The sequence below is a fragment of the Rhodococcus sp. OK611 genome, assembly GCF_003050885.1.
GTDB classification, from domain to species: Bacteria; Actinomycetota; Actinomycetes; order Mycobacteriales; family Mycobacteriaceae; genus Rhodococcus_G; species Rhodococcus_G oryzae.
Window position 1 is genome coordinate 118,848 of sequence record NZ_QAOZ01000008.1, and the last position, 26,921, is coordinate 145,768.

Sequence of the window (26,921 nt, forward strand, 5' to 3'; positions counted from 1 at the left end):
CAGCACCGACGCTCTCAGGGCTTACCGCCCCTGCTCGTTCGGTTCGGGATTGGCCTCCAGCACCCGATTCAGTGGCGGACAGACAACCAGTGCGCAGAGGTATGCGAGGCCGGCGACCGCCGCCTCGTACCAGTACAACGTGGCGGCAGCTCCCGAGCCGAGCAACGACACGGTGACGGGCAGGCTCAGGAGAAAGACGGCGGCTCCGACGCAGATCGCGAACAGCTGACGCCACATCCAACGGCGCGGGTTGATCTCTCGGGCAACAGCAATCGCGGCAAAAGCGCCGGCGAGCGCGCATCCACCGAGCAGCGCGCCAACGAATCCTGCGAACGGCAGCGCTACCAGCAGCGTGGCGGGCGCGGACCGGACCATCACGGCCGCCGCCAGCAACGCGACCGCGATCGGGATGGCCATGAGCCATCCACGCCAGGTCATCGACGAGGCGGTATCGCTCGATGCGGCCTCCGTCGATCCCTCACCGGGTGCTCTGCCTGCGTGCGGTGATCGCGCCGTGAGGCCTGGTGCCGCTCGCCGTTCGGGTATGCGTCTCGATCACCTCGAAGCCGGCCGCGACCAACTCCTGGCTGATTTCAGCCACCGGCCATCGATAGGCAGTGGTTGCGGCATGGTCGAAAGGCCCTACTGCTGCTCCCTCGAAGAAGCCCACCAACAACCCTCCCCCCGGGCGGATCACTCGCGCGAACTCGGCGAGCGGAGTCTGGATGTCCTGCGGACTGTGGTGAATGAGCGTGTACCAGGAGAGCACGCCACCCAATGAATCCGTCGCGGCGTCCAAGGCCTCGAAGCTGCCGACTTCGAAGGAAAGCTCTGGATACTGCGCGCGAGCTCGTTCGACGAACTCAGGAACCAGATCGATCCCGCTCACAGCCGGCCCGCACTCGGCGGCCAAGAAGTCGGTCCACTGCCCCGGACCACACCCGGCGTCGAGTACGGGACCCGTCAGGGTGTCGGCCCAGCTGCTGACCAGCGCCCGATCGGACGGATGTGTCGAAGTCATCGAGCCGAACAGATCCACGTACTCCTGGGACCTGGCCGAGTACGACTTTCGGACGGTGTCGCCTGTTCGGGTGCTCGCGTTGATCTCCATGCCGTCGATGATCGCCGATGGGACGCCCCGACCGCCGGCAACTTGCCGGCAGGATCCGATGTTCAGTCGTCCAGCGCTTCCTCGATGTGCGGTTCGAGCGCTCGATTGGCCTCGGGGGAAAGGCTTTCGGTCAGGGCGTTGACGGCGTCGATGACCTCGTCGCGTTCCAGGGTGTAGAGGAATTGATGCTTGCGGTTGAGGGCGGCGATCGTGTCGAGGAACTCGGTGACCGCCGTGGTGACCGCTTCGGTGTGCGCGGGCTCGGCGGCGCCGGAGGTGTCGCGGACCTGACGGAGCGCAGCGACAAACGCTGTGCGGGCCTTCTTGGAGACCGCGCCGGGGATGCCGTCCCGGCCGTCCCAGTGGCGGAGCGGGTTCTCGAGGTTCTCGGCCAGCCACTCGGGTTTGCGAGGCTTACGGACGGTGAGGGCGACGCGGGGCACCTTCCGGTACTGGGCGCGCACGCCGGTGGCGGCGTCGGCGGGAATGCTGTCGAGGTCGAGGCTTGTGAGGGACGGGAGCTCGTCGGGGCCCGGGAAGTCGGAGGAGTCGTAGCCGAACAGGTCGCAGATCCACAGCGTCGTGAGCTGCGACAGCCCCCGCAGCTCGTCGAGTTCGTCGAGTAGGCCGGGGGCTCCGAACAAATGCAGCCACGAGACGCCAGGGAAATGCTCGACGATGTCGCCGATCTCGAGCTCCTCGATTGCACTGATCCGCAGCCCGTGCGCGCGCTCCAGACCGCGCACGGGCGGCACGGTGCCGGTGAGGTTCACGGTGATCCAGCGGCCGTCCTGCTCGGCGACCACCTGCAGCATCGGCTCCGCCGCGGGCTCCGCCGCGCTCAGCTCGTCGACCAGCGAGTCCAGCGAGTCCAGCGAGTCGAAGCTGTTGACCGCGCCGTCGCCGCGCAGGATCAGGTGATCGAGGCTCTGCGGGAGCACGAGCCGGTGGAGACCGGTGATGTCGATCGTGAGTTGGTCGAGGTTCGTGCCGGAGAAGTCCAGTTCCCGTTGTCCGTGGCCCGTGAGGTTCAGCTCCTTCACCAGAGGTGATGACTCCAGGAACGGCAGGAGGTCGTCGCGCCACGCGTGGAGCTCCACCTGGTAGAGGGTGGGCCAGGCGCGAAGCGATTCCAGGCGGAAGTCGTCGCCGATCAGGTAGCCGGCGTCGTCGCTGAATCGGCGGGCATGGGCCAGGCGCGCTTCGTACCGTTCACCGCTGCGCGAGCACGTGAGGCCCGGTGTCGTCGCCACCTCTTCGCCGTTCAGCGCGGCCCTGAACGCAGTCCTCGCCTCGCTGGGAATCGAGTTCCAGCGGTACTGACGCTCGACGTCGCGGTCGAACTCCCACGAGAAGTACGCGCGGGAGACGGTCTCGCCGATCACGGGGAGCGAACCGATCCGAAGGTAGGAGGCGGGAACCGTGAGGGGGACGTTCCTCAGCATCTCCTCCGGGGTCCAGAACATGAAGTCCCGCACCATCCGCGGCACGCCGGCAAGCGTGGTGACGTCCGGAACCTCGGTGCCCGTCCAGGCGAGGACCGCGGCCGTCGCGAGATCCCGGGTCTCGTCGACCGCGACGACCTGGCACGCTCCGTAGCGACCGATCCGTTCGAGGGTGAAGGCGAAGACATCGCCGGGTGCTGCGACGGACGGGGATTCGGATGTGTTCACCGATGGGAACCCTAACCGGTAGCCGGCATGCGGTGGCCCAGCTGGCGACCCAACCGAGCCAGAACGGCTCCCGCCCCGGCAAGCATCAGCAGGTACCCGAGGGGCGCGAGCGCGAAGAACGGCTCGTGAAGTACGCCGTCCGGCCCCACCTCGCCAGGGTTGGCCACGTAGACCGTCAACGCGAGCACACCGATTCCGATCATCGCTGCACTGACCGCCCAGTACCGTCGTCCTGATCTGGATGAGAAGACCTGTGCCACGGCATAGCCGAGGATGGCTGCGCAGGCGGCGATCACGACGAATCCGAACGCGGTGATGTCAAACATGGTGATGCCCTTCTCCTGTCGGCCCACCGGGTGGGCATTTCGTGTCTGCACCGACATGGTTGCTGTGGCGGACGTGTCCCGTCATCAGACTGGGGTATGACATCCATGCCTGGTGGAGCCGACGGATCACTACTTGTCTGTCCCGTCCTGGAAAGCGGCCGCGCGGGCCATCTGCACGGGTCGACGGCGAACGATCGCCCATGCGACGCCCAGTACCGCAAACCACACGGGGGTGATCAGCAGCGCCTGGAGGGTGTCCTCCTTCTGGGTGAACGCCCAGATCAGGAATCCGAAGAAGGCCATCACGACATAACACATCGGGATGCCGCCGGGCATCTTGTACGTAGAGGCCTCGTGCAGGTGTGGGCGGCGCTTGCGGTAGACGATGTAGCTGATCAGGATGATCGTCCAGACGAAGATGAAGCAGAGTGAGGAGATGGTCGTCACGATCGTGAAGGCCTCGATGAGCGAGCTTCCGACGGCGACCATCACAACACCGGCCAACAGGAACACCCCCGAGAGATACAGGGCGTTGGCCGGGACGCGGCGCGAGGTGAGCTTGCTGAACGAGGCCGGCGCGTCACCCTGCTGGGCGAGGCCATAGACCATTCGCGATGTCGAGTAGATACCCGAATTCGCCGACGACGCGGCGGAGGTGAGGACCACGAAGTTGATCACCGACGCGGCGATGCCGAGGCCCGCGAGGGTGAACATGGCCACGAACGGGCTGCGGTCGGCGCTGATCTCCCGCCACGGGGTCACCGAGATGATCACGACCAGGGCGACCACGTAGAACAACATCACGCGGACCGGAATCGAGTTGATCGCCTTCGGCAGGTTCTTCTCCGGGTCCTTGGCCTCGGCGGCGGTCGTGCCGACGAGTTCGATTCCGACGAACGCGAACGTCGCGATCTGGAAGCCGGCGACGAAGCCCATGAAGCCGGTCGGGAAGAACCCACCGTCATTCCACAGATTGGTGAAGGAGGCCTCCGCGCCGCCCGGCGCGGTGAAATGGCTGAAAACCATCGCGAGGCCGACCACGATCAGGCCGACGATCGCCACGATCTTGACCAACGCGAACCAGAACTCGGTCTCGCCGAACGCCTTCACGGTGGGCAGATTGAGGCCGATCAGCAGCGCTACCGAGACGAGGGCCGGGATCCACAACGGCAGCGAACCCGACCAGTACGACACATATCCTGCGATTGCGATGACATCGGCGATGCCGGTGACGATCCAGCAGAACCAGTAGGTCCATCCGGTGAAGAAGCCGGCCCACGGTCCGAGCAGGTCCGCGGCGAAGTCCGCAAACGATTTGTAGTTTGTATTGGACAGCAGCAGCTCCCCCATCGCCCGCATGACGAAGAACAGCAGGCTGCCGATGATCATGTATACGAAGATCACCGATGGGCCGGCCAGGGAGATCGTCTTTCCAGACCCCATGAACAGGCCAGTGCCGATCGCCCCACCGATCGCGATCAGCTGGATGTGACGGTTGGACAATTGCCGGGACAGTCCCGGCTCGTGTGACTCATCGGCTGCGCCAGTAGGTGGCTCAGATGCGACTCTTGGCTTCGTGTACTCGGACACAAGATGCTCCTAGCTTGGGATGGGTGCTGCACAGCAACAGCTCTGGGCCCACGGGCGGGGCCGAAACACGGCCCGACTCGACCGGTCGGATCGATCGCAGCTGGGATGCCGTGAGAGAGCACGGCTACGCCTCCCAACTGCTCGGATGCCAAGGAACGGCCATGGTCCTCGACAACACCGGCATTGCCCCTCGCGATTTCTCCGGCATCTAGCCGATGGAGAATGGTCGCAAGCCATCACTGCGACTGAAGGACGTTCCGGCCCTTGGCCTCAGCGCCTCGCACCTGAGTCCTGTGCCGCGGATCACACTGTAGGGCGGGCGGGGCTGTAGCGCAACGGTCGATTCAAATCGCCAGGCCACATGGATTCACTGTGAACACACGGATGTTGCGCCCAATTCTAGCCAAATTCGCAGAGCAACAACGTCTTACGGCACCAATGACGGCGCCACTCGTTCCACCCCCAGCGACAGGTGCGGCAACCTCCCCGCAGCGGACCGATTTGGCCACAGGCGGCCGAATCGGGGTAGTCGCGGCCCGCATCTCCATAGGCGCATCGCCAAAGGGCGCATCACGCCGCTGCCGTAGACCTCGATCGTGTCACCGCTGGTCAGGGGACTGATTGTGCTGTCGGCACTGACTGCAGGCGAAGTGTTGGAAGGACAGCACCGTGACTTACCGCACGACCCACTCGAAGATTGTGTGACGGCCACCACGTTCGAGGAGAGGTACTTCATGAGGCTCAGTTCCACGGCCCCACAACGCGTCGGCATCGTTGGTGCAGGAATGGTCGGGCTGTCGACAGCATGGTTCCTGCAGGAGCGGGGAATCGAGGTTACGGTCTTCGACCGCAAGGGAATTGCGGCCGGCGCATCGTGGGGGAATGCCGGGTGGATCACGCCCGGCATCAGCACTCCGCTACCCGAACCTGCGGTGCTCCGATACGGCATTCGCGCCATGCTCAGCCCGTCCTCGCCCGTCTATGTGCCGCCTACCTTGAATCCTCGGTTGATTCGGTTCCTTGCATCGTTCGCCCGACACAGCACCGCCGCACGGTGGCGCGTGGCGATGGAGTCGTTGGTGGGAATCAACCGACATGCGTTGTCCGCGTTCGACGAACTCACGGACGGCGGCGTGACGGGAAGCGCATATGAGGCGAAGTCCTTTCTGGCTGCGTACCGGACGCCGGCGGAACGGGCCATCCTGCTCGAGGAGATCGAGCACATTCGGGCTGCCGGCCAGGGCATCGAATTCGACGTTCTGACCGGCGACGACGCGCGCGAAGTCGAGCCGTCACTCTCCGACGAGATCGGAGCCGCTATCCGGCTACACGGCCAGCGATTCATGAATCCCGGTGACTTCGTGAACAGCCTCGCGGAGGCGGTCCGCAAGCGCGGAGGCACGATCCACGAAGGCTACGAGGTCTCCGGTGTCGTCGATGAAGTTGGCGCCGTGCGTGTTTCGAGTCCAACTGGCGACGTTAGGCGATTCGATGCCGTCGTCCTCGCGACCGGGACGTGGCTCGGCGACACCGCCCGCGACTTCGGCGTCGGGATTCCTGTACAGGCGGGACGCGGATACAGCTTCAGCGTCGCGATCGATCACGTTCCGGCCGGGCCCGTCTACTTCCCGGCACAGCGGGTGGCCTGCACCCCCCTCGGAGACCGCCTCCGGGTCGCCGGAATGATGGAGTTCCGCGCCCCCGATGCTGCCCTGGATCGGCGGCGGATTGCCGCGATCGTGCGGGCCGCGCGGCCGTTGCTGCGTGGCGCTGACCTCGATGCGCGGCGCGACGAATGGGTGGGTTCACGACCGTGCACACCGGACGGACTGCCTGTGATCGGAGCGACCCGATCGCCGCGCGTGTTCGCGGCCGGCGGTCACGGCATGTGGGGGATCACCCTCGGGCCCGCGACGGGGCGTCTGCTTGCCGACACCATCACCACCGGGCGAATCGCGCCCGAGCTGGCACCGTTCAATCCCCTGAGATAAGTCGAGCGGCGGTGAAGTCCTATGCACATGCCGTCGCCCTCGACGCGCCTTCCGGCTTGGCGATCTCCCGTGCCAGGCGTCAGGTCGCGTCGAGGTGACGGCAGAATTCCGAGCTGAAACATGTGCCTGCGATCGGACCCCCGGTCCAGGAGTAGCGGTGTACGAGCGGACTACCGGCAGCGAGCCGCTGGGCACTACCGTAAGAACACCAGTTCGGCCGGCTGGGCTTCGATCATGACTTGCACCTTTGAGCGAATGAGAACAGGCCCAGCTGAGTTGCCTCCGGCACCGAGGAGTACCGATGATCCACGTCAGTGCATTGATCGACTCTCTCGGCGGAGCCCTGCTTCGCCAGGTTGTCGCCGGCCACCGAGACCAGATCAGCGACGTCACCCTCTCTGGCGACCCGTCCTTCGAACACTCCGGCGGCCTCGTCCTGGGACTCGGGATCGACAGCACGGCCGCCGCCGTCGACCTCCTCAATCGCTCAGACCGCACGGGCGCCGCTGCCGTGATCCTCAAAGCACCCTTCGCCGAGGACCCGGACGTGGCCGGCCTCGCCACCGAACTGGGCATCGGACTGGTCGAGCTGCAGCCGCAGGCATCGTGGACACACCTGGTCTGGTTGACACGCAGCGTCCTCGATCACTCCACGACACTCGCGGGATCGGAGATTCAGCGTGATCCCAGCGGCTACGGCGAACTGTTCGCGTTCGCCGACGCTGCCGCCGCGATCGTCTCCGCACCCGTAACAATCGAGGACGCCGACTCACGCGTCCTCGCCTATTCCGAACTCCAGGACACCGCCGACCCCGCCCGCATCTCCACCATCGTCGGACGTCGCGTCCCTGACCGCATCATCAGCCACTTTCGCTCCCGCGGAACCTTCCGGCGACTACAAAAGTCCGACGAGCCGATCTGGGTCGATGCCGGCCCCGACGGCGTTCTGCCGCGCCTCATCATTCCTATCCGCGCCGGACGCGAGCTGCTCGGCTCCATCTGGGCCGTGGACCCCGGACCCGTCCCCGACGACCAGGTACGCGAGCTGACCCGAACCGCTTCGGTGATCGCCCTGCACCTGCTGCGATTGCGCGCCCAGTCTGGTGCAGCACGACGCATGATGGCTGACCGTCTTCGTGCCGCATTGCTCACACCAGACCACGAAACCGGCCTGCGACTCCCTCCAGGCCCATGGCGGGTCGTCGCTTTGGCCGACACCGGTACCGATGAGCCGCCGGACTATCGCGTCGAACTGTGGGAGTCGGTCATGCGCCGGCATGGATGGACACAGCCACTCCTCACTGCCATCGATGGCATTCCGATAGCCCTGGTCACAGAAAATGGGGCGCCGCGTACCACGGGGAGCTGGGCATGGCTCCGTGCACTGGCCGCCGAGACATCCTCGTACGACAGTAGCGTGGCGGTCCTCGCCGGAAGGCCCGCGCACACGACGAAGGATCTCCCCCGATCACGTACCGAGGCAACCGAACTCATTGATCTGGCCCGCACCGGTCGCGTAGCGGCTCCGGCGACGACCTTCGAAGAAGCCTGGCACGAAATCGTTCTCGCGAGAGCCCGAGCAGCTCTACTCACGGGGAGAACGCCGCTCGGCGAGGGACCTGTCCAGACGCTGGTCGAGCACGATGCAGAGCGCGGAACCGAATACGTGACCACTCTGTCCACATTCCTCGCGCACTACGGCGAACCGAAGCGGGCCGCACACTCGCTCCATATCCATCCGAATACATTGCGCTACAGAATGAAGCACATCACCGAACTCACCGGACTCGACCTGACTGAGACCCGACTCCGCCTTGCTATCGCAATCCATCTCACCTCAGTCCTGGACGCCCGAAACGACACGAAAGCCAAGAAGGACCTCACAGCCGGGGACGTCACCGCTGGATCATCCGAAGATGGGGCGGTGTCTGAAGGTCCGAGTGACCAGACGTCCGAGGACATACCGTAGCGGCTACGTGCCAGGAACCCCGGACGCAACGCAACGCGCGCTTCAGATCAGGCGGGGCCCACTGCTGTACTGACCACAGTCGCCGGGTCCCGGACCAAAGCCCTTCTCATTGTTGAATCCGCACTAGATCTCCGCTGCGATTGGTGCCGACGGGACGATGCAATTCTGGGTGACGAGCAGCACAATTGACACATCGAACGACGGTCATGGGCGCTGAATGTTGAATGCCGCTCAGGCAGCACACGTCCTTCGCCAGAAGGCCAATTCCCTTAAATAACAACAATACTCGAGACAGGAGCAATGTATGTACGAGAACCTATCCGCCCCAGATGCGCCCCGCGACGCGACGAGTGCCGCCCCTTCACGCTTGACATCAGGAGCGGCGATCCTCAGCAAGTCCGGGTACACCCTGCCGGTAGCGTCGGCGCCGATCGGTGCATATGTGGCGGCCGTGCGGGCTGGCAATCTGGTCTATACCTCGGGACAGCTACCGTTGGTTCAGGGAATGATCGAGCGGCCGGGAAAGGTGGGTCGGGACGTCTCAGTGACTGATGCGTCGCGGGCGGCGGAGACCTGCACCCTGAATGCCCTCGCTGCCATCGATGCGCTCGTTGGACTCGACGCCGTTGTGCGTGTGGTGAAGGTGGTCGGGTTCGTCGCGTCCGCGGACGATTTCACCGGCCAGCCAGCCGTAATCAACGGGGCCTCGGAACTATTGGTGAATGTCTTCGGTGACGCCGGGGCACATGCGCGCTCAGCTGTCGGCGTCGCGGAACTACCCTTGAATGCACCCGTCGAGGTCGAACTCGTCGTCGAGGTCGCCTGACCCGCACATCTCGCAGGTCGCCCGCAGCCAGTCGGGCGGCCCGATCACTTGTCCGACACCGCCGTCCGGACGCCATTCACAGAACCGCTGGCATCGTAAGCCCCACGGAGGCACCATGACCGACAACGACCACCTCCTCGCATTCGCCCTGAAATGGAGGCATTGGGGAGGCGGTTCGGCAGGCGACATCCTGGTGGAGTTCGGCCTCACCCCGACCATGTACTTCCAGCGTCTCCGCCACTACCTGCACAGCGGCTCAGCCCCAAGTCTGCCGGAACATGTAGTGCACCAACTCGATACCCTCTGCATCACTCGTCTTGCTCAGTCCGGTCTCCGCCACAGCCACTGACGCGCAAACTCCACGATGCCACTATCGGTCCCGGAGCTCCCAGCCCCTGTCAGCGAAGAGTGGGACTGGCAACTCCGCGCACGATGCCGAAACATGGACACCAACCTGTTCTTCCCCCGCGATGACGAGGGACGCGGAGCGCGGGCCCGCCGCGAACGCGTCGCGAAGGCCGTCTGCGCTCGGTGCCCTGTCCTGCAGACATGTCGGCTCCACGCCTTCCGCGCTCGAGAACCGTTCGGAGTCTGGGGAGGCACCACCGAAGGTGACCGCACTCGATCTCGAGAGTAGGCAATCATGATCCACGAGAACAGATTCCCTGCGATGCCGGCTGCGCCGCAAGCCTGCGCCGTCATCGACCTCGATGCCATCCGCGACAACGTCGCGGCACTCCGGTCGCGGGCCCGCACCTGCGAGGTGATGGCCGTCGTGAAGGCCGACGCTTATTCCCACGGACTGGTTCCGTCCGCCCGTGCCGCCCTGGCCGGCGGCGCAACCCGACTCGGGGTGGCGGTGCTCGGGGAGGCGTTCGCGCTGCGCAGCGCAGGTGTCACCGCACCGGTGCTCGCCTGGCTTGCGGTCCCCGGCGCACCGTACCGACGGGCAATCGACGAGAACATCGACCTGGCAGTACACACCATTGATCAGCTACATGAGATTTCCAGTGCAGCAGCAGATTCCGGACACAGGGCCCAGATCCACCTCAAGGTGGACACCGGGATGGGGCGTGGTGGTGCAGCCACCGACGACTGGCCCGGACTCGTCGAGCAGGCCCGAGCGCGTGAGCGCGATGGACTGGTGCGGGTCGCGGGCATCTGGTCACATCTGGCCAGCGCGGACGAACCTGGCGAACCCAGCATCGGGCGGCAGCTCATGGTGTTCGACGAGGCGCTGGAGGTGGCCGCGCGCGGCGGGGTGCGGCCCGACGTCCGGCACATCGCCAACTCGGCGGCGACGCTCTACCTACCGGAAGGCCATTACGACATGGTGCGTCCCGGAATCGCGGTATACGGCGTGGATCCACTTCCCACCGAACTCCGTTCGCCCACCGTCGCGCTGCGCCCGGCGATGACGCTGGAGGCCCGCCTCGCTCAGGTCAAGCGTGTGCCTGCGGGCACCCCGGTTTCCTATGGGCAGACCTACACAACTCCCGACGCCACCACACTCGCGGTGGTGCCCCTCGGGTACGCGGACGGAGTGCCCCGTTCCGCGAGCGGAATCGGGCCCGTACATGTCCACGGACGGCGCTGCGCGGTGGCAGGGCGGGTGTGCATGGACCAGTTCGTCATCGACATCGGCGACGAGCCCGCCGCGGCGGGTGACGACGTCGTACTGTTCGGCCCGGGCGACCACGGCGAGCCCACAGCCACCGACTGGGCAGATGCCGCCGGGACGATTGCCTACGAGATCCTCACCCGGATCGGCGGCCGTGTCACCCGGATCTACACCGGATCGACGCCGATGGATGCACCGCCCCGGGAGCCGGCACCGCACGGCACCACGCCAAAGGAGGAGCGATGAAGATTCCGCTCTGGATCGGCGGCCCTGCTTTGATTTCCCTCGCGGCTGTAGATGCAGCACTCGAACTTCAGGTCCGGGTAGTGGGCTCGCTGACGCGAAGCCTGTTACGCGGCATGGGAACTGACATTGCTGAACCCTCATCATACGAGGATGGTTCGGTCAGGATGGGTGGTCCTCACATGACAGGAGAATCAGGCCCCGCCCTCAGGTGATACGGGGAGACCGAGCCGAAGCTACTGGGTGTCGAGTCGAGCCTCTCTAACATTCCGATTGTCGGCGGGATCCCCGTCCGCGGTCCTGCGTACTCACGATCGCTGCCGCGGTGGCGGCGATCGTCCTTTCGCTGTCATCGGCCAGCCGCGCTAGGGCCTCCCGTGCCGATGTGCCCGGAATCTCCGCAAGGGCCTGCGTGATTCGCAACCGCGTCGTCACATCGTCCGCGTTGTCGAGCGTGTCCTGCAGGGCCCTCACGACGTCGTCGGCCGCCGGCGAGACCTCGGCCAGCAAGCCCAACACCTCGGCGGCCTCGACATCGCGCTGCCCATCGACGACCATGTCGAGGAGCACGGGCATCGAGTCGATGCTCCCCCGGGAGCCGAGGGCGAGGGCTGCGCGGCCGCGGACCGTGTCGTCGGAATCGGTGAGGGCTCGTCGCAACAGCACCGTCGCCTCCGCTGCGGGCACTGCGGCTATCGCCGACACCGCACGGCGCCGGACGTCGACGACTTCCGAATCCAGACCGACAGCCAGGTCGGCCAGTCCCCGGCCTGCAGCCCTCGCCAACGACCACTGCAGCGCCCCCGCCACATTGGGGTCGTCCTCCGACAGGACTGCCGCGACCAGCGCTTCGACCGGCAGCGGCGCGCTCTCGTCGTGGGACAGCACCGCTTGTTGACGGCGAGCCGCGGACTCCGATTCCAGCGCTCGCAACAGCGCGACGATGCGCAGGACGTCGTCCCACTCCGCCGGTGCGGCGGCGTCGACGCGCTCGAGCTTCGCGAGCAGTTCCTCTTCGGCGGCTATTCGCTGGCGCGTGTGCCGGATGAGGTCACCCACCAACTCGGTCGGTGCGAAATCGGCCTCGTCCAGCGCGCGCTTGGCGTCGTTCAACGACAGCCCCAGGGTTCGCAGGCTCTCGACATGGAAGAGCCGTCGGATGTCGTCGGCGGAGTACTCGCGGTAGCCGCCGGAGGTGCGGCCCGTGGGTTGCACCAGCCCCAGCGAGTCGTAGTGGCGCAACATCCGCGTGCTGACACCGGAACGCCGCGAGACCTCACCGATCAACATCCCATCTCCTCCTACGTGTCCGGACCGACGACCGCGACGCGCTTGGCCATCTCGAGCGAGACGGTGAACCCGCTGTCGGGGTCGTGGCAGAGCTGCTTCGTGGCCTCCGCATGCGCACGAATGTGCGGATCGGGACTCGTCCCGGCCGCGTCGAGGACCGGGAGGACCGTGTCCCCGAGTCCCGCCAGCGCTCGGCTCAGACTGAGCTGCATCTGGCGGTCCCCCCGTCCGAGCTCGGTCGCGAGGGCGGCCGCGAGAGCGGCCTCGTCGCCGGGCGGAACGAGTGCCACGGCCGCCCGCCACGCGCTGCGCGCGACCTCGTCGTGCTCGTCGTGCACCAGTGCCGACACCGCGGGCCAGGCGAGCCGGTCCCCGATCTTGGACAGGGTGTGCAGCGCCTGACTGCGGGCCTGCGCGGTGTCGGACCTGAGCTCGTGGACGAGGCGCGGCACCGTGATCTCGGCGGACAAGCGGCACAGCGCCCAGGTCAGCATGTCGCGGACGAAGAAGTCCGGCTCGACGGCGCACCGCGCGACGAGAGCCTCCGTCAGCTGGGGATCAGGGCGCGTGCCCGCAGCGAGCGCCGCCTGCAGCCGACCCGACGGGTCCGCGGCGGCCAGGGCGTCGACGAGATGGGCATTCGACCCACCGTGATTGGTTGTGTTCACGACAACCACCTCCTTCGTCGACCATTCGAGTCCTTGTCACTGTGTCAGGGTCAAGTCCTCACCGCCCGGAGGACAAGGCGGCACCTTGCGTGGCCGTGCAATGCTGGAGCAGGCGGGAAATGCGAGCATGGGGAGGCTGTCATGGGGTTCTATGGGGAGCAGATCGTTCCGCGGCTGGTGGACTGCTCGTGTGGGATGTCGCTGACCGAACGGTCACGGGAGCGGGTGTGCTCCGGCCTGCACGGTCGCGTGATCGAAATCGGGTTCGGGTCGGGCCTCAATGTCCCGTTCTACCCGGCCGCCGTCGAGTCCGTCAGCGCCGTCGAACCGGCGGACCTGGCCTGGAAGCTGGCCGGCAAGCGACTCGAGGCCTCCTCTGTCCCCGTCGAACGCTCCGGACTGGACGGCCAGGCACTTCCCTTCCCCGACAACACCTTCGACACCGCCCTGTCGACATGGACGATGTGCACGATCCCCGATGTCGACGCCGCGTTGCGCGAGGTGCGGCGGGTCCTGAAGCCGGGTGGCACCCTGCACTTCGTCGAACACGGTCGCGCCCCGCACGAGAAGGTCCGACGGTGGCAACACCGCTTCGAACCGATCCAGAAGGCCACTGCGGGCGGCTGCCACCTCACCCGCGACATCCCCGCTCTCGTGCGGGCATCCGGGTTCGAGATCCGCGATATCGACACGTTCTACGAGAAGGGCGCCCCGAAGATCCTGGGCGCCCTATCGCTCGGGGTCACCGCGCCCCTCGCGGATTGACCACCGCGCATCAGCAGCGGCGCCACATTCACCACACGCGGGCGGCAGCGCCTCGATGGGCGGCTGTCCCGCACCGGCCGGCGACCGCACCGGGAGCAGCGGCCGCCACGGCCAGTGCCGGCCGAGGCGGCCCCGCACATGCAGGAAGCCGAGGCCGAGGACCAGCCCGAAGATCAGGTGCCCGATCAGCGACAGCGTGATCGTCGTCGGCGTGAGCGGAAACATGTCGTCCTGACCGTGCGGCGACAGGGCAACCGTTCCGATGAGCCCGGACCATACGGGGAACACCGCGAACGCGACGAACGCGAGGAGGACGGTGCGCCGTGATCGGTGTTGGAGGCCGAGTGCGAGGGCGATGAGGAAGAAGGCGATTCCGATGCCACCGCCGTCGCCGAGGTAGCGCCACAGGTAACCGACGATCGCGCCGGTCCTGGGGTCGGTTCCCGTGTGGAGCCACGTACCCATCTTCGGGATGAAGTCGCCCCAGAGGCCGAGCAGATACACGGTGTCGAGGCGGAAGACGTCATAGACCAGACACGCGAACATCCCCCAGCCGAGGCCATGGCCGACGATGCGGTCGATCGGGTGCGGCGCGAACACGCACAACACGATGAGGGTGGCCGCGAGCGGAATGATCAGCAGCGGACCGGTGGCATTCATCGACACGACGCCGAACACGTGCGCCGAGATCGCGAGCAGCGGTAGGGAAGCGAGCAGCAGGTACATGCCGATCCGGGCGAAGGCCCAGTGGTGACGGACAGCCTTCCTGACGGATTCGACGGCGGGCAGGGCTGCGCCAGGCGGGCCGTGTTCGTGCACGTCGGGGGCGGTGGTACCGAGGATGCGGGGCATGGCAGCGGGTTCCTTTCGGCCGAGGGTCACTCTCGACGAGTGGTCGATTTCCGACTCCCAGCGTCCGTCGAACACCCGGCATGCGAATAGTGCCCCGAGGGGTGGTGATAGCCACCCCGCTTTGGCCCGGCTGGTTCATCTCGACCTTCGCAAGTCGGGCATAATCCCCGTCGAACCCACCCGAGACCAGGAGCGCCCCCGGTGATCAGCGAGCTGCAGAACAAGGTCCACGGCCTTCCCGTCGTGGAGTTCCCCATCGACACCGCCCCCACCGTGCCCGCGCAGGGCCCGGTCGCCTGGCGAATCTCCGTCCCCACATACGAACCGCCCTTCGAGTGGCCGGAGGCGTTCGCGAAGTTCCGTGCCGCGGTCGATCCGTCGACCGTGCAGGCGATCGTCGTCGGCGGCTGGTCCGATCCGTACGAAGACGACCACAGTTCAGCTCATGTAGTGGAGGCTCTCACCGCGGCAGCCGGCGAACTTCCCGCGTTGCGGTCGCTGTTCATCGGGGACATGACCTCCGAGGACTGCGAGATCTCGTGGATCGTGCAGTCGGACGTGACCGCCCTGCTGACGGCCTTTCCTCGGCTGGAGCACCTGGGGGTGCGCGGCGGCAACCAACTGGCGCTGAACCCGGTCCGGCACGAATACCTGCGCAGCCTGGTGATCGAGACTGGCGGCCTGCCCGCCGACGTGGTCAGGGCCGTCGCCGCTTCGGATCTGCCGGCCCTGACCGACCTGGAATTGTGGTTGGGCACAGAGGAATACGGTGCGGATTCGACCGTCGACGACCTCGCCCCGATCCTTGCCGGCGAGAAGTTCCCACGGTTGACCCGCCTCGCACTCTCCAACAGTGACCAACAGGACGCGATCGCGGCCGCCGTCGCGGCAGCACCGATCCTCCCGCAGCTGCGTGCCCTGGATCTGTCCAAGGGTGTGCTGCTGGACGCGGGCGCCGAGGCGCTGCTCGCCGGACAGTCGCTCACCCACCTCGAATCGCTCGACCTGCACCACAACTACCTCAGCGACGGTATGCGGGAACGTTTTCGGGCGGCACTCGAGCCGTCCGGTGTTGCCCTGAACCTCGACGCCGGGGACGCCGACGAGGACGAGTACGACGGAACGATCTACCGATCGGTCGCGGTCGGCGAATGACCCGTCCCCGCCTGGCGGTCGTGGGAAATCCGGAGAACCGACGCGTCACGCTGCTGCAGGATGCCGCGGCCCGCAACGGCATTCCCGCCCCGCGGGTGGTGTCCTGGCGCCAGGTGCTCGCCGAGCGCGGGGCGCGGTTCGACCCCGACGAGTTGGTGCGGCTCGACTCGCCCGGTGAAGACCCCGAGGTGGACGCACTTCTTCGCGGGCCAGGAGACCCGACCCGCATCGCCGGTGGCCCACGCTGGTACGCATCGCTGATCGCCGCGGTGGGAACGCTTCGCGGCGGGCGACGACTGACCGATCCGGACGATCTGGCCGTGCTGTTCGACAAGCGACGGTGCCACGCGGTCCTCGCGGCCGGGGGCGTCCCGGTGCCGACCTCCCCCACCTCGGGCGGCGACGCACCGGTGCCGCGGGATTGGCCGGCGGCGCGCGAGTTGGCCGCAGCGGCAGGGTTGCGGCGGTTCTTCGTCAAGCCGACGCACGGCTCGTCCGCGGCCGGGGTGGTCGCGGTGGAGACCGCGCCCGGTGGCCGGGTGCAGGCCCGCAGCAGCGTGGAGATCGCGCCGGACGGTGTCTACAACTCACTGCGCGTCCGCCGGCTCACCGGAGAAGCCGAGGTCGGCGCCCTGGTCGACGCTCTGGCGGGCGAACTCCTGCACATCGAGGCGTGGTTGCCGAAGCCGTCATTGCGGGGCCGCGCCGCCGACCTTCGGATCGTGGTGGTCGCCGGGCGGGCGACCCACGCGGTGCTCCGCACCAGCGCCCACCCCATGACCAACCTGCACCTGGGCGGGCAGCGCGGCGACCTGGACACTGCGCGAGCGGGTTTCGACTCCGCGGGATATGGCTGGGACAACGCGCTCGCCGTTGCGGAACGGGCCGCCGCCCGGTTCCCGCGCACCCTGTGCGTCGGGGTGGACCTGCTGCCCGCCGCAAACTGGCGCGGCGCTGCGGTCGGTGAGGTGAACGCCTTCGGCGACCTACTCCCTGGCCTGAGCGGTCTCCCGGGCCGCGCCGACGGTCTCGACACCTATTCGGCGCAACTGGCCGCGATCGCGGGGTGGACCGATCATGCCGCGGCCTGACGCGACGGCCGCCGCACAGTCGGAATCGACTGCGGCACGGCCGGACATGAACTCCGTCGTGGGATCCGACGACATCCTGATGATCACGCTCGACACCCTGCGCTACGACGTGGCGTGCGAGCTCGCGGCCGCCGGACGGATCCCGAACCTGGTGCGGCACCTGCCAGACGGCCGGTGGGAGGAACGCCACGCCCCCGGAAGTTTCACCTATGCCTCGCATCAGGCGATGTTCGCCGGATTCCTCCCCACCCCGGTCGGACAGGGGCCACACCCGCGGCTGTTCGCGGCCGAGTTCGGCGGGAGCGAATCGACTGCCAACGGGACTTTCGTGTTCGCGGAGTCGAACCTGCCCGCCGGCCTCGCCGCCGCCGGCTACCGCACGGTGTGCATCGGTGGTGTCGGCTTCTTCAACCGCCGGGGTGCGCTGGGCTCGGTGCTGCCCGACCTGTTCCAGGAGGCGCACTGGTCGCCCGAGCTCGGCGTGACCTCGCCGACCTCATTCGAGGCGCAGGTGAGTCTGGCGGAACGTGTGGTGGCCGAACTTCCCACGAAGCGTCGCCTGTTCCTGTTCGTCAATGTCTCTGCGCTGCATCAACCGAACTGGTTCCATGCCGAGGGCGCGACCGCGGATCACGGGGACACGCGGGAAACGCACGCGGCAGCCCTGGAGTACGTGGACCGGCACATCGGGCGGCTGTTCGCCGCCATGTCCGGCAGGCGCCGGTGTTTCGCGATCGTGTGCTCCGACCACGGAACCACCTACGGCGAGGGCGGGTACACCGGGCACCGACTGGGCCATCCCTCGGTGTGGACGGTGCCCTACGCCCACTTCTTCCTCGAGGGACCACGATGACCACCGTCGACCTGCCCCTGCCGACCGGCATGGCTCCGGCGGGATACGTTCCGCCATACCAGAACTACGTGTACGCGTACCCACACAAGACCGCGTACCGGCCGCTGCACCCGCGCCCGGCCCTGACCGACCTGTGGGCGGACGAGCCGCAGGACGCGCTGTCGCTGTATCTGCATGTGCCGTTCTGCGAGGTGCGCTGCGGATTCTGCAACCTCTTCACCCGCGTCGGCGCGCCGGGCGAGCTGACCACCCGATACCTGGACGCCCTGGAGCGGCAGGCCGAGGCGGTGCGCGAGGCCCTGGCGCCGTCCGCCCGGTTCGCGACCGCGGCGTTCGGCGGCGGCACCCCCACCTACCTGACCGCGGCGGAACTGGACCGGCTGTGCGACATCGCCGAAGGCATGGGGGCGGACCTGCGGGCGATCCCCCTGTCGGTGGAGGCGTCCCCGTCGACGGCCACCGCCGACCGGCTCGCGGTGCTGGCAGGGCGTGGCGTCACCCGGCTCAGCCTCGGGGTCCAGAGCTTCGACGAGACCGATGCCAGGGCGGCGGTCCGACCACAACGACGCGCGGACGTGGAGGCCGCACTGCAGCGGATCCGGGACGCGGCCATCGACGTCCTGAACATCGATCTGATCTACGGGATCGACGGCCAGACACCGGAATCCTGGATCGCCTCCCTCGACGCCGCGTTGGCCTGGCGCCCGGAGGAGTTGTACCTGTACCCGCTGTACGTGCGACCGCTGACGGGTCTGGCCCGCCGCGGCGGCGGGCCCGATCCGGAATGGGACGCCCGCCGACTGGACCTCTACCGGCGCGGCCGCGATCATCTGACCGCGTCGGGCTACATCCAGGAGTCGATGCGCATGTTCCGCCGCGCCGACGCGCCCGATCTCGGTCCGAACGACTACGCCTGTCAGACCGACGGCATGATCGGACTCGGCTGTGGCGCGAGGTCGTACACCCGAGGACTGCACTACTCATTCGACTACGCGGTCGACGCACACGAGGTGCGGGCCATCATCGACGACTACGTCGCGGGCACCACCGCGGACTTCCGCCGCGCCGTGGTGGGCCACGCGATGACCGGGGACGAGGCCCGACGCCGGCACCTGCTGCAGTCCGTGCTGCAGGCAACGGGAATGCTGTTGGCGGACTATCGTTCCCAGTTCGGTGCCGACCCGCACGAGCACTTCGGCGCCGAGCTGGACCGGTGGACCGAGCGCGGATGGCTGCTCTCCGATGGTGACCGACTGCGGCTGACCGCGCTGGGCCTGGCGTACTCCGACGCCCTCGGACCGGAGCTGTTCTCACCGGAGGTGCGGGCCGCGATGGCCGAGTACGAGGGCCGCTGACGGTGCTGACCATCCTGTACCGAGGCCCCCTGGCGTCATGCGACTACGACTGCCCGTACTGCCCGTTCGCCAAACGCCGGGACACCCCCGAGCAGCTGCGCACCGACCGGGCCGCGCTGGAACGCTTCTGCGGGTGGGTGGCGGGTCAGGATCAGGAGCTGTCGATCCTGTTCACGCCGTGGGGCGAGGGCCTGGTTCGGTCCTGGTACCGACGGGCCCTGGTGACGCTGTCTCGGCTCCCGCAGGTTCGCAGGGTGGCGATCCAGACCAACCTCAGCTGCCGCACCGGCTGGCTCGGCGACGCCGATCGCGACGCGGTCGCGCTGTGGTGCACGTACCACCCCGGCCAGACGCCTCACGATCGGTTCCTGACCAAGACCACCGAGCTGACGGCGCTCGGTGTGCGCTTCAGCGTGGGCGTCGTCGGACTGCCGGAGCACCTGGAGGCGGCCCGTCTGCTGCGCGCCGAACTGCCCGATTCTGTGTACCTGTGGGTCAACGCCGCCGAGGGCCACGAGTACACCGACGCCGACGCGGCCGGCTGGATCGGGATCGACCCGCTCTTCGAGTTCAGCCGGAGTCCGCATCGCACGCGGGGTCGCGCCTGTCGTACCGGGGACTCGGTGGTGTCCGTCGACGGTGCCGGCACCGTCCGGCGCTGCCATTTCGTCCCCGAGGTGCTGGGCAACCTGTACGACGGGTCCTTCCGGGACGCATTGCGGCCGCGGCCCTGCCCGCTCGACGTGTGCGACTGCCACATCGGCTACGTCCATGCCGAACAGCTTCCGCTGTACGACGTCTTCGCGGACGGTGTGCTGGAACGGATCCCGGCGGAGCCGGTGTGGCTACCGCTCCCTGCGCGGCGCGAGAACGACCTGGAGCTCATCCGATCTGCGTCCCACGGCCGCTCTGTTAATTGCGTTGCCGCGGGAGAGACAACTCATTAGGTTCTGTCGCATGCATTGCCTCCACTTCATCCGCATCCGCCACAGCCGGGCTCTGGCCCGCTAGCGGACTCCCGGTCGCGCTGGCGCGCCCAGGGCCCTTCGAGACCTTCATTCACTCGAGGACCCGGAAGGGCAGCAGCTGTGGCGTCACAGTCATTCGCACACGGAAACTACTCACACACGCAGAAAAAGGTACGGGCCAAGGGCGGTCGCACGCCAAGGGACCGAGCCAGGCGGGAGCTCTCGCAGAACTTCCTGACCGACCGGCACGCCGTCGACCTGGTGGTCAAGGCGGCCAGACCTGCCGGACTGGTCCTGGAACCCGGATCCGGCAAGGGCGCGCTGACCGTCGCCCTCGCCGGCTCCGGAGCCGATGTCGTCGGCTACGAGATCGACCCGCTGCTGGCCGTCACGCTCAAGGCCAGGACCGGACTCAAGGTGGTCACGGGCGACTTCACCGCCGCCCGGCCGCCGCGCGAGCCGTTCGCGGTGGTCGGCAACATCCCGTTCTCGATCACGTCGAAGATCGTCGACTGGTGCCTGCGGGCCCCGTCGCTGACCTCGGCGACACTGGTCACGCAATTGGAGTACGCGCGCAAGCGGTCCGGGGACTACGGCCGCTGGAGCCGGGTCACGGTGCAGAGCTGGCCGTGGTTCACCTGGGAGCTGCTCGAACGGATCGGTAGGGAGAGCTTCAGGCCGGTGCCCTCGGTCGACTCGGCGATCCTCCGGATCGAGCGACGGCCGGAGCCGCTGGTGCCAGAGGGACCCGCCTACCGGGACATGGTGGAGCTGGGGTTCTCGGGCATCGGCGGTTCCTTGCACGCGTCGTTGTCCCCGCGGCACCGCGGGGTGGACGATGCCTTCGCCCGAGCGGGGATCGCCCACGACACCGTGGTGGCGTTCGTCCATCCGGACCAGTGGATCACGGTGGCCGACCTGTTGCTCCGCTGAGCGGAAACACCCGGGCATCGAGCCCAACGATGCCCGGGTGTTCCGTATCGCTTGACTACGGGCGTCCGCGCGTGACCACCAGCGAGGGATCTCGGTTATCACCCGGCACTGCGGGCGGCCAGGCGCTGCCGCCACTGCTCCATGGCCTGCCGGAGGGCCTCGCTCACAAGGAGAGTCAGTTCGGCGGAGGATTCGAAGCGGGCGCCCGCCGGGGTGGTTGGCCCGAGGATCTCGGCGGCGCGCTGCGATGCGGCCGCAAGGGCGACGCTCATCTGCACAGCGGTGAGAAGGTTCCGGAGCCCGATCTCATCGTCGATGACGTAACGTTCGCGACGCCCACCGGGAACCAGTTCCCGCCGGAGCATTCCCTGCTGTTCGAGGAATGCGACTGCGTGTGAGATGGATGCGGGGCTGACCCGAAGCCGCTCGACCAGGTCGGCGGCGGTGAGAGCGCCGGAGTCGGTGATCTGCAGGCATGCCAGCACCCTGGCCTCCATCCGGGGCAGCCCCTGCTGAATCAGGAGTTCGGTGAAGGATTCGGCGACTTCCTGGACCGCTTGGGGGTCACGCCCATGGCCGCCGTCGGGGATCGGCGGCGCCGGAGGCTGAGCCTGCTTCTGCCGGCGCGCGCGCTGGCGTGTGGCCTTCTGCGCCCGGTCCGCGCGGTAGTCGTCGGGTCCGCCGTTGCGGGTGACCTCCCGCATGATGGTCGAGGCGGGCCGCTCCAGACGGCGGCCGATTTCTGCGTATCCGAGCCCCTTGGCCAGCCCCGCCGCGATGTGCTGACGGTCCTCATTGGTGAGTCTGCCTCCGGGCATCGGTGCCGGTCCCCTCCGTATCGACATGCGCTGAGCGCGGCGCCCGCACCCGCCCCAGTATGCATTCAGCCCCACCCCATTGCAAAGCTCAAACCAAACCACCCATTGCGTTCACCGTCATATTCATTGCAAAACAAGCCAATCGTTTCCGTTTGAACTGGCTAAATAGACCAAAGTTGCGTGTTGACGGATTAATAAACGCAACGTACTGTCTCAATCGTTCAGAAGTTACCGAACATCGACGGGGTGCCGGTGGCGCCGCAAGGAGATGAGAAGAATGACTGTTTCGAACTCGACCACTTCGAGCTGGACCGGCATGGTTCCCGTCGACGACACGGAGCTGGCCGTGACCGACACCGGTGGACCCGGCCGTCCCATCGTCTATCTGAACGGCTCCTACGCCGATCAGAAGCCCTGGCGGCCGTTGCTCGCCGAACTCGGCCCCGACTACCGGCACATCACCTTCGACGAGCGGGCCCGCGGCAAATCGAAGCGGTCGGCGGACTACTCCTTCGAGGCGTGTCTGCGGGATGTCGACGCGATCCTCGCGGCGCGTGGGGTGGAGCGGCCGATCCTCGTGGGCTGGTCCTATGGCGCGCTGCTCGCGGCGCATTGGGCCGAACGGAACCCGGACCGCGTCGCCGGGGTGGTGTCGGTGGACGGCGCCATGCCATACGGCATCACCGGCGAGGAGGCGCGTGAGCGGATCCGGAAGCTGTTCCGCCGGATGCGGTTTCTGATGCCGGTGGCGCGCCCGCTCGGTATGGCCGCGCGGATGACCGCCGACCAGCACGCCGAGGTCAACATCGAGGCCAACGAGCTCCACGCCGCCCTCGGTCCGGTCCTCGACCGCGTGACCTGCCCGGTGCGCTACGTGCTGGCCACCGGCGCCAACCTCGGCGGAGGCGAGGAGGAGATGGAAGCGGTGCGGGCCTCACTCGACCCGGTGCTCGACCGGAACCCGAACATCCAGGTCAGCGCGAAGGTCGCGAGCAACCACTCCCACATTCTTCGCAAGGACTTCCGGGCCGTCGCCGAGGCCGTACGTGAGACGGCGGCGGCCCTGGATCAGCGGGACTAGTCGAACCAATCGCCGACCAGCCCAACATATTCGACTACCTGACTCTTCAATTCAGTTTCACCACAACAGATTCGAAGGAGAACACCACCATGTCCGTCACCCTCACCGACCAGGACAAGATCACCCTGCGGACCGCCGCCTACGGCGCCGTGTCGCTGCTGGCCGCCGCCGGCCGCTCGCCCCACAAGATCGCCACCAACGGCACCATCGCCCTGTCCTCCGCGACCGGCCTCGTCGGGCGCGTGCTCGCCGAGAAGTCCTCGATCAAGGACCTGAACGGCAAGTCCGTGGCCGAACTCGCCGACCACGTGCTCCCGGCGCTGACGGCGGCCATGAGCCTGCTCGAGAAGCAGGCTCCGGCAGAGGCAGAGAACTTCCGCAGCACCATCAACGTCACCATCGAAGCCGCCCAGATCCATCAGGGCGAGCCGAGCCCCACCATGACCGAGATGGCCCGCAAGATCACCGGTGCCCTCGACGCCGCTTGATCGGATGCAGACCCACGAAGCCGCAGCGTGTCACGGGGTCCATTTCCGGTCCCCGTGGCACGGCAGCGGCTGGTCGACTCAGCTCAGCGCTCTGAGGCTCTCCAGCCTGCTCAGGATCGGCGCCCGCCACGCCTCGAGATCCTCCGGACCGTTCTCAGCCCACAACTCGTGCAGCTCCGAGGTGTCGCTGTCGGCGATCGTCCGTTCGAGCGTGGCGAGAATCCATCCGCGCTGCTCCTGGGTCAGGGACCCGGTGTACGCGGCGGTGTCGATGCCCTCGAGCTGTGGGGGCGCAGGCAAGAGTCCGTGGGCCACCGCGACGACCTCCGCAAGCGCGATGGCCGCCTGCGCGTCGTCCGCCTCGAGGTACCCCTCGTCGACATGACCGCTGAAGTCTTCGATCTCGAAGTCACCTGCCCGAATCGCCGCGAGCAGGTCGCCCGCTCCGTCGTTCTCGAACGGTCCCGAACCCCATGTCCCCACGCCTCGCTCCTCCTGATCCGCGGGCCGCTCGGCCCGTCGCGCCGACCCTACGATCGACCACCGACAGCCTGCACGTCAGGCTCTTCGGACGAAGAGACGCGGCGGTTGGTGGGATTCTCAGAACCTTCTTAGAGGACCGCCGGAGATCACTCTTGGACACCTGACCACCAGGGAATTCACCCTTCGCCGTGCACCTTCCGCCTGCGATTCGGTCGGCTGACCCAGCCCGATCAGCATGTGACTGCCCTCCAGAACCGGAGACCTTGCGTACCGTGAGCCTCGCAGTGCCGAGCAGGTCGAGGACCGGTGGGGATGTTGCCTCGACATGCGCGGGCATACCGGGCCCGGCGTTCGGTGCGCCCGGTCCGTGCACCACCAGGGGGGAGCGCAGCAGGTGTTCGCTACGTGGGGACGGATCGCCTATCGCCTGCGGTTCACCGTGATCGGGTTGATGGTCGGGCTGATGCTCGCCCTCGGGGCGTACGGCCTCGGGGTCGAGAAGCAGCTGAGCCAGAGCGGGTTGGTCGACCCTGGATCTGAGTCCGTGGCCGCCGCAGAGTTGGCCGACGGCACCTTCGGTCGCGACACCCGCGCGGACGTGGTGCTCCTCTACACCGCGCCCGAGGGCAAGACCGTCGACGACCCGGCGTTCGGCGCGAAGGTCACCAAGAGCCTCGACGAGCTGGCGGCGAACAACCCGGACGAGATCCTCAAGGTCAACGCCAGCTATTGGCAGACCAAGATCGCTGCCGCCCTGATGGCCGATCCCGCCAAGAAACACGCCATCGCCAGCGTTGCGATCAACGGCGACAACGACACCGAGGTCGCCGCGAACTTCAAGAAGGTCCGCGACGAGTTCTACATCGACGGCATCGACGTCCAGCTCACCGGGCTGCAGCCGGTCACCGGCACGATCAGCGACACCATGGCCGACGACCTGCACCGGATGGAGATCCTGGCCATCCCGGCGGTCGGCGTCCTGCTCTTCTTCATCTTCGGCGGCATCGTCGCCGCGGCCCTGCCGCTGATCGTCGGCGGCCTGACCATCATCGCCGCCAATGGTGTCGTCAAGGCACTGGCTCAGCTCACCGAGGTCAACGGGTTCGTCCTGTCGGTGGTCTCGCTGATCGGCCTCGGCCTGGCGATCGACTACGGCCTGTTCATGGTCAGCCGCTTCCGCGAGGAGATCGCCGAGGGCTACGACACCGGCGACGCCGTGCGACGCACCGTGATGACCGCCGGCCGGACCATCGTCTTCTCCGCAACGATGATCGTCGCCAGCCTCGGCGGCCTGCTGATCTTCCCGCAGGGCTTCCTCAAATCCATGGCATACGGCGCCATCGCGGCGGTCATCCTGGCCGCACTGATCTCGATCACGCTGCTGCCGGCAATCCTGGGGATCCTGGGCCCTCGTGTCGATGCGCTCGGACTCAGGTCGATTCGCAAGACCAAGACCACCGAGGAGATCGAGAACGGCGTCTGGGGCCGGCTGACCCAGTGGGTGATGAAGCGCCCACTGAAGGTCGCGATCCCCATCGTGATCGGACTGCTACTACTCACCATCCCGATTTCGGGGATCAAGCTGGGCGGGATCAACGAAACCTACCTGCCACCGGACAACCCGACCCGCCTCGCGCAGGAACAGTTCGACGAGTTGTTCCCCAGCTATCGAACTGAGCCGATCAAGTTGGTGTTCGAGGGCGCCCAGGGCACGCCGCAGATCACCCAGATCGTCAAGGAGGCCAACGGTGCGCCCGGTCTGGTCGAGACGTTCTCGGTGAACAACGCGACCAAGGATGGGGTGACGGTCTTCAAGGCCGGCCTGACCGACCGCAACGACTCCGAGGCGACGATCGACTACCTCCGGGCCATGGACGTGCCCGACGGGGTCACGATGCTGGTCGGCGGGACACCCGCGATCGAGCAGGACTCGATCGCCGCGCTGCTGGACAACCTGCCGGTGATGATCGCCACGGTGGTACTGCTGACCACGTTGCTGATGTTCCTGGCGTTCGGATCGCTGGTGCTGCCGATCAAGGCGGTGCTGATGACCGCGCTGGGCCTCGGCGCGACCCTCGGCATCCTGACGTGGATCTTCATCGACGGCAGCGGTGCCGGTTTCATGAACTTCTCCCCCGGCCCGATCATGTCGCCGGTCCTGGTGCTGATCATGGCGATCGTCTACGGCCTGTCCACCGACTACGAGGTGTTCCTGCTGTCCCGGATGGTGGAGGCGCGGGCACAGGGTGCAAGCACCACCGAGTCGGTTCGGATCGGCACCGCGCACACCGGCCGCATCATCACCGCGGCGGCACTGATCCTCATCGTCGTCACCGGAGTGTTCGCGTTCTCCGAGCTGGTGATGATGAAGTACATCGCCTACGGCATGATCGCCGCGCTGATCATCGACGCCACCCTGATCCGGATGTTCCTGGTGCCGGCGACGATGAAGCTGCTCGGCGAGGATTGTTGGTGGGCGCCCGCCTGGATGAAGCGTATTCAGGAGAAGCTGGGCATGGGCGAGCCGATCCTCGCGGACGAGCGGATGCCATCCGACATCCCGGATCTCGCCGCATCGTATGGCCCGATGCCCGCACAGGAAGCCGCCCCGGAAACCGCGCCCTCGCTGAAGTCCGTTGCCGGCGAGTCATGTCCGTCCGTCTCGCCCGCTTTTGGGGCCACCCGAAATCGGCGTTCGGACGACGCACCGACGATCAGTGTTGCCGAACTGATTGCGCGGCAGAACCGCCTCCGGGTCCCCCGGAGCTAGC

The 26,921-nt window shown here is 67.1% G+C and carries 26 protein-coding genes and 1 pseudogene; 17 read left to right on the forward strand and 10 right to left on the reverse strand.

The genetic code is table 11. The annotated features are described in order from the left end of the window. Nucleotides 1–21: 21 nt before the first annotated feature. From C8K38_RS11920 to cycA, 5 genes are all read right to left on the reverse strand, one after another. Entirely contained in the window at nucleotides 22–438 is a 417-nt protein-coding gene (locus C8K38_RS11920) for a hypothetical protein (RefSeq protein ID WP_097211669.1), read from the reverse strand. A 40-nt stretch (nucleotides 439–478) separates the two neighbouring features. Next, nucleotides 479–1,111 (reverse strand): class I SAM-dependent methyltransferase, encoded by a 633-nt coding sequence (locus tag C8K38_RS11925; protein WP_097211670.1) that lies wholly within the window; start codon nucleotides 1,109–1,111, stop codon nucleotides 479–481. Nucleotides 1,112–1,173: 62 nt separating this feature from the next. Next, nucleotides 1,174–2,784 (reverse strand): hypothetical protein, encoded by a 1,611-nt coding sequence (locus C8K38_RS11930; RefSeq protein WP_097211671.1) that lies wholly within the window; start codon nucleotides 2,782–2,784, stop codon nucleotides 1,174–1,176. A gap of 11 nt (nucleotides 2,785–2,795) precedes the next feature. Beyond that, nucleotides 2,796–3,167: a DUF3955 domain-containing protein gene (locus tag C8K38_RS11935; protein ID WP_097211672.1), complete on the reverse strand. Its 372-nt coding sequence runs from the start codon at nucleotides 3,165–3,167 to the stop codon at nucleotides 2,796–2,798. A 72-nt stretch (nucleotides 3,168–3,239) separates the two neighbouring features. Continuing rightward, a complete protein-coding gene (gene cycA / locus C8K38_RS11940) occupies nucleotides 3,240–4,700 on the reverse strand; it encodes a D-serine/D-alanine/glycine transporter (protein WP_097211673.1) in 1,461 nt (486 codons plus the stop codon). 734 nt (nucleotides 4,701–5,434) lie between these two features. Between cycA and C8K38_RS11945 the strand changes: the two genes are divergently transcribed. From C8K38_RS11945 to C8K38_RS26870, 7 genes are all read left to right on the forward strand, one after another. After that, on the forward strand, nucleotides 5,435–6,691 hold the full coding sequence (locus C8K38_RS11945; protein ID WP_097211805.1) for an NAD(P)/FAD-dependent oxidoreductase: 1,257 nt from the start codon (nucleotides 5,435–5,437) through the stop codon (nucleotides 6,689–6,691). A gap of 301 nt (nucleotides 6,692–6,992) precedes the next feature. Next, nucleotides 6,993–8,660: a PucR family transcriptional regulator gene (locus C8K38_RS11950; RefSeq protein WP_097211674.1), complete on the forward strand. Its 1,668-nt coding sequence runs from the start codon at nucleotides 6,993–6,995 to the stop codon at nucleotides 8,658–8,660. 367 nt (nucleotides 8,661–9,027) lie between these two features. Continuing rightward, entirely contained in the window at nucleotides 9,028–9,486 is a 459-nt protein-coding gene (locus C8K38_RS11955) for a RidA family protein (protein ID WP_245222178.1), read from the forward strand. Between the two features lie 115 nt (nucleotides 9,487–9,601). Further along, complete coding sequence (locus C8K38_RS11960; RefSeq protein WP_097211676.1) at nucleotides 9,602–9,835, forward strand: hypothetical protein; 234 nt, start codon at nucleotides 9,602–9,604, stop codon at nucleotides 9,833–9,835. A gap of 15 nt (nucleotides 9,836–9,850) precedes the next feature. Continuing rightward, nucleotides 9,851–10,123 carry a WhiB family transcriptional regulator gene (locus tag C8K38_RS11965; protein ID WP_097211677.1) on the forward strand — a complete coding sequence of 91 codons (273 nt, stop codon included), beginning with the start codon at nucleotides 9,851–9,853 and terminating at the stop codon, nucleotides 10,121–10,123. Nucleotides 10,124–10,156: 33 nt separating this feature from the next. Beyond that, nucleotides 10,157–11,353, forward strand: coding sequence for an alanine racemase (gene alr, locus C8K38_RS11970; protein ID WP_097211806.1), 1,197 nt, complete (start codon nucleotides 10,157–10,159; stop codon nucleotides 11,351–11,353). Further along, nucleotides 11,350–11,565 (forward strand): hypothetical protein, encoded by a 216-nt coding sequence (locus tag C8K38_RS26870; protein ID WP_143548447.1) that lies wholly within the window; start codon nucleotides 11,350–11,352, stop codon nucleotides 11,563–11,565. The genes alr and C8K38_RS26870 overlap by 4 nt, the downstream gene beginning before the upstream one ends. A 46-nt stretch (nucleotides 11,566–11,611) precedes the next feature. On the opposite strand, the gene C8K38_RS11975 is transcribed toward C8K38_RS26870, so the two are convergent. Beyond that, nucleotides 11,612–12,640, reverse strand: a complete 1,029-nt coding sequence (locus C8K38_RS11975) for a MerR family transcriptional regulator (RefSeq protein ID WP_097211678.1) — start codon at nucleotides 12,638–12,640, stop codon at nucleotides 11,612–11,614. 11 nt (nucleotides 12,641–12,651) lie between these two features. Next, nucleotides 12,652–13,317, reverse strand: a complete 666-nt coding sequence (locus tag C8K38_RS11980; protein WP_097211679.1) for a HEAT repeat domain-containing protein — start codon at nucleotides 13,315–13,317, stop codon at nucleotides 12,652–12,654. A 132-nt stretch (nucleotides 13,318–13,449) separates the two neighbouring features. Between C8K38_RS11980 and C8K38_RS11985 the strand changes: the two genes are divergently transcribed. Next, nucleotides 13,450–14,073 carry a class I SAM-dependent methyltransferase gene (locus tag C8K38_RS11985; protein WP_097211680.1) on the forward strand — a complete coding sequence of 208 codons (624 nt, stop codon included), beginning with the start codon at nucleotides 13,450–13,452 and terminating at the stop codon, nucleotides 14,071–14,073. Here the strand turns inward: C8K38_RS11985 and C8K38_RS11990 are convergent. Continuing rightward, complete coding sequence (locus tag C8K38_RS11990; protein ID WP_097211807.1) at nucleotides 14,038–14,925, reverse strand: hypothetical protein; 888 nt, start codon at nucleotides 14,923–14,925, stop codon at nucleotides 14,038–14,040. The genes C8K38_RS11985 and C8K38_RS11990 overlap by 36 nt on opposite strands. Before the next feature lie 201 nt (nucleotides 14,926–15,126). Here C8K38_RS11990 and C8K38_RS11995 point away from each other — a divergent pair, with 201 nt between their 5' ends. From C8K38_RS11995 to erm, 6 genes are all read left to right on the forward strand, one after another. Further along, complete coding sequence (locus C8K38_RS11995) at nucleotides 15,127–16,080, forward strand: STM4015 family protein (RefSeq protein ID WP_097211681.1); 954 nt, start codon at nucleotides 15,127–15,129, stop codon at nucleotides 16,078–16,080. After that, nucleotides 16,077–17,171 (forward strand): STM4014 family protein, encoded by a 1,095-nt coding sequence (locus tag C8K38_RS12000; protein ID WP_097211682.1) that lies wholly within the window; start codon nucleotides 16,077–16,079, stop codon nucleotides 17,169–17,171. Before C8K38_RS11995 ends, C8K38_RS12000 begins: the two co-directional genes overlap by 4 nt. After that, the gene (locus C8K38_RS12005; RefSeq protein WP_097211683.1) at nucleotides 17,158–18,024 is read left to right on the forward strand and encodes an STM4013/SEN3800 family hydrolase; all 867 of its coding nucleotides are present in this window, start codon (nucleotides 17,158–17,160) and stop codon (nucleotides 18,022–18,024) included. The genes C8K38_RS12000 and C8K38_RS12005 overlap by 14 nt, the downstream gene beginning before the upstream one ends. Continuing rightward, entirely contained in the window at nucleotides 18,021–19,379 is a 1,359-nt protein-coding gene (locus tag C8K38_RS12010; RefSeq protein WP_097211684.1) for an STM4012 family radical SAM protein, read from the forward strand. Before C8K38_RS12005 ends, C8K38_RS12010 begins: the two co-directional genes overlap by 4 nt. 2 nt (nucleotides 19,380–19,381) lie before the next feature. Continuing rightward, nucleotides 19,382–20,326: an STM4011 family radical SAM protein gene (locus C8K38_RS12015; protein ID WP_179800540.1), complete on the forward strand. Its 945-nt coding sequence runs from the start codon at nucleotides 19,382–19,384 to the stop codon at nucleotides 20,324–20,326. Between the two features lie 141 nt (nucleotides 20,327–20,467). Further along, nucleotides 20,468–21,280, forward strand: coding sequence for an ErmE/ErmH/ErmO/ErmR family 23S rRNA (adenine(2058)-N(6))-methyltransferase (gene erm, locus C8K38_RS12020; RefSeq protein WP_097211685.1), 813 nt, complete (start codon nucleotides 20,468–20,470; stop codon nucleotides 21,278–21,280). A gap of 98 nt (nucleotides 21,281–21,378) precedes the next feature. Here erm and C8K38_RS12025 read toward each other — a convergent pair whose 3' ends face one another. Continuing rightward, nucleotides 21,379–22,098, reverse strand: a complete 720-nt coding sequence (locus C8K38_RS12025) for a GbsR/MarR family transcriptional regulator (RefSeq protein WP_097211686.1) — start codon at nucleotides 22,096–22,098, stop codon at nucleotides 21,379–21,381. 277 nt (nucleotides 22,099–22,375) lie between these two features. Here C8K38_RS12025 and C8K38_RS12030 point away from each other — a divergent pair, with 277 nt between their 5' ends. Then, complete coding sequence (locus C8K38_RS12030) at nucleotides 22,376–23,179, forward strand: alpha/beta fold hydrolase (protein ID WP_097211687.1); 804 nt, start codon at nucleotides 22,376–22,378, stop codon at nucleotides 23,177–23,179. 89 nt (nucleotides 23,180–23,268) lie between these two features. Then, nucleotides 23,269–23,667 carry a hypothetical protein gene (locus tag C8K38_RS12035; RefSeq protein ID WP_097211688.1) on the forward strand — a complete coding sequence of 133 codons (399 nt, stop codon included), beginning with the start codon at nucleotides 23,269–23,271 and terminating at the stop codon, nucleotides 23,665–23,667. A gap of 78 nt (nucleotides 23,668–23,745) precedes the next feature. On the opposite strand, the gene C8K38_RS12040 is transcribed toward C8K38_RS12035, so the two are convergent. After that, entirely contained in the window at nucleotides 23,746–24,150 is a 405-nt protein-coding gene (locus tag C8K38_RS12040; protein WP_097211689.1) for a DUF4259 domain-containing protein, read from the reverse strand. A 394-nt stretch (nucleotides 24,151–24,544) separates the two neighbouring features. On the opposite strand from C8K38_RS12040, the pseudogene C8K38_RS12045 reads away from it, so the two are divergent. Continuing rightward, a pseudogene (locus tag C8K38_RS12045) lies at nucleotides 24,545–26,720 on the forward strand (MMPL family transporter); the annotation flags it as partial. Between the last annotated feature and the right edge of the window lie 201 nt (nucleotides 26,721–26,921).